General features: G+C 73.0%; 4 protein-coding genes. 2 read left to right on the top strand and 2 right to left on the bottom strand.

Annotated elements, in window-relative coordinates:
• A partial coding sequence (locus IEZ03_RS38960; protein ID WP_373293738.1) for a hypothetical protein occupies window positions 1-123 on the top strand: 123 nt, incomplete at its 5' end.
• A 31-nt stretch (window positions 124-154) separates the two neighbouring features.
• Here the strand turns inward: IEZ03_RS38960 and IEZ03_RS37220 are convergent.
• Both IEZ03_RS37220 and IEZ03_RS37215 read right to left on the bottom strand, forming a co-directional pair.
• Entirely contained in the window at window positions 155-976 is an 822-nt protein-coding gene (locus tag IEZ03_RS37220) for an STAS domain-containing protein (RefSeq protein WP_184883256.1), read from the bottom strand.
• A gap of 3 nt (window positions 977-979) precedes the next feature.
• Window positions 980-1276 (bottom strand): hypothetical protein, encoded by a 297-nt coding sequence (locus IEZ03_RS37215; protein ID WP_184883254.1) that lies wholly within the window; start codon window positions 1274-1276, stop codon window positions 980-982.
• A 543-nt stretch (window positions 1277-1819) separates the two neighbouring features.
• Here IEZ03_RS37215 and IEZ03_RS37210 point away from each other — a divergent pair.
• Window positions 1820-2031, top strand: a 212-nt coding sequence (locus IEZ03_RS37210) for a hypothetical protein (RefSeq protein WP_189241296.1), incomplete at its 3' end; no start/stop codon positions are given.

The raw sequence follows: 2031 nt of genomic DNA, 5'->3' as shown, positions 1-2031 counted from the left end.
CTCACCGGCACCGCCTACACCTGGCACCGGTCCAACTACGTCCACCTCGACCCCCACACCCAACCCGCGCACATCCTCACGTTCCAGAGGAACGGAGGACGTGCGCGGGCAGGTGGGAACTGAAGGGGCGCGAGCGGCCGCCCGCGCGCCGGCGTCAGGCGGGCCCGGTGCTCAGCAGGCGGTCCTCGAAGGGGCGGCAGCCGGTGAAGACCGAGCCGAGGCCCTCCCGGTCGATGACCCGGCGGAGCTTGGCGGGCAGCGCCGGCAGCGAGAGGCAGCCGCCCTCGGCGGCGACCCGCCAGCGGATGCCGAGCAGGATCGGCAGCGGGTCGGACCGCACGCCGAGCCGGTCGTGCATCCGCACCATGAGGTGCCGCAGGTTGCCCTCGACCAGCTCGGTCAGCGTGTCGCCGAGCCGCGGCACCGTGACCTCGTCGAGGACGCCGGCCAGGTGGACCACCGTGTGGTCGCCGTCCCCGGCGGCCGTCGTCGTGATCATCAGCTCGGACGGCGCGGGCGGCGTGGGCGTGAGCCCGGCGTCCCCCGGGTGCAGGGCGCGGATGGCGTCCAGCACGTGGGTGGTCTCCACGTCCCGCGCGGCGCGGGCCGGGACGGGCGCGGCCGTGGCGGACGCGACGTCCGCGTGCACCGGGACGAGCCGGCTCAGGCCGGTGAGCTGCAGCGCCCGCCGCACATGGGCGGACGGCTCCGGGACGGCGGCGCGCAGCGGGCAGCCGAGCAGTTGCGCCCGCGTCTGCGCGCGGGCCAGCAGGACCAGGCCCGCCGCGTCCAGCAGGACCGCGTCGCCGAAGTCCACGACGACACCGCCGCGGGCCCCCGCGGCGAGGGAGAGGGCCTTGCTCACCTCCTCCCGGATCCCGGCGTAGTTCTGCCAGCTGATCTGCGCGGGCATGCGCAGCACGATGAACCCTCGCCGGGTCTCGACGCCCAGGCCCGGCACGGCGGTGTCCTTCATCAGTCACATCCCGATCGGGGTTCGCGCGCCCGCGGGGCGCTTGGCGGTGGCATGGGAGCCGGGCGGCATCGGCGCGGGGCGCCCGTCCGGATACGGCGGGCGCCCGCCCCGGACGACGCCCGTGAGCCGGGACGCCGCGAGGCGCTCGATGGTCCGTTCCTCGGGCCGCACCCCGAGATGGGTGCAGCAGCACCACAGGTCGTCCACGCAACGGCGCACGTTCTCCGCCGGAACATCGGCGAAGCGAACGCGCAGCCGCGCCACGAGGTCATCGCGCGTCGGTACGACCGATGGCGACATCTCCCAGCGCTCCACTGTCCCTCCGATCGCTTTGGACGAATTCTTCTCGTCCGGAATTGTCAACGGCCCGCCGCCGGCCGCGCGGACGCCGGGCGAGCAGGCGTCAACGGCGCGGCCGAGAATTGCGCGGCAGGTTCTGAGCTTGGAAATGACCTACCCCCGGCATGCGACAGAAAAAGCGACGAAGCTAAAAACACGGACATGACACAACCGCCGCCGAGCAAGTATTCGGCGGCCCGGACGCCAGCGGACGGGCCGTGAATCGACGTGTTTTTGCGCTACTTTCCCGGGCCATGCCGGGCCGCTACCGGGCGTTGACCCGGAGGTGCGCGGCGCGGCGGCCTCCGCGCCGCCGGGCACCGCGCGATCTTCCCCGCGCTTGGGCTCGGCTCGCCCTGCCCGGACGGGCCGCCGGCCCCTGAAACCGGACGGACGGTCACGGAGCGTGCGGAGATTTTTACGTATGGTTGCCTGTCGTGAACGTCCCCGGAGGCGGTGGCGGGCATTGCTGATCTAGATGTCTCCAACACACCGGGGTGACCCATGCACGGCCAGCCGAAGAACCTCACCAGCAGCGCGTCCGACCAGGTCACCCGGCCGGAGACGGCGGCGCTCCCGCGACGGGACGCCGCGGGACCCGACACCCGGGCACTCCCCGACGCGTTCGATCCGAAGAGCCCGCGTGATCCGCACTGGTTCAAGACCGCGGTGTTCTACGAGGTGTCGGTGCGCGGGTTCGCCGACTCCAACGGCGA

It is taken from the genome of Actinomadura livida (genome assembly GCF_014648675.1).
GTDB lineage: Bacteria > Actinomycetota > Actinomycetes > Streptosporangiales > Streptosporangiaceae > Spirillospora > Spirillospora livida.
This window is presented reverse-complemented; position numbering and strand designations above follow the sequence as displayed.

Excerpts from the sequence above, each read along its gene's own strand:
- IEZ03_RS37215 (WP_184883254.1), bottom strand. The coding sequence starts at position 1,276 with ATGTCGCCATCGGTCGTACCGACGCGCGATGACCTCGTGGCGCGGCTG.
- IEZ03_RS37220 (WP_184883256.1), bottom strand. The coding sequence starts at position 976 with ATGAAGGACACCGCCGTGCCGGGCCTGGGCGTCGAGACCCGGCGAGGG.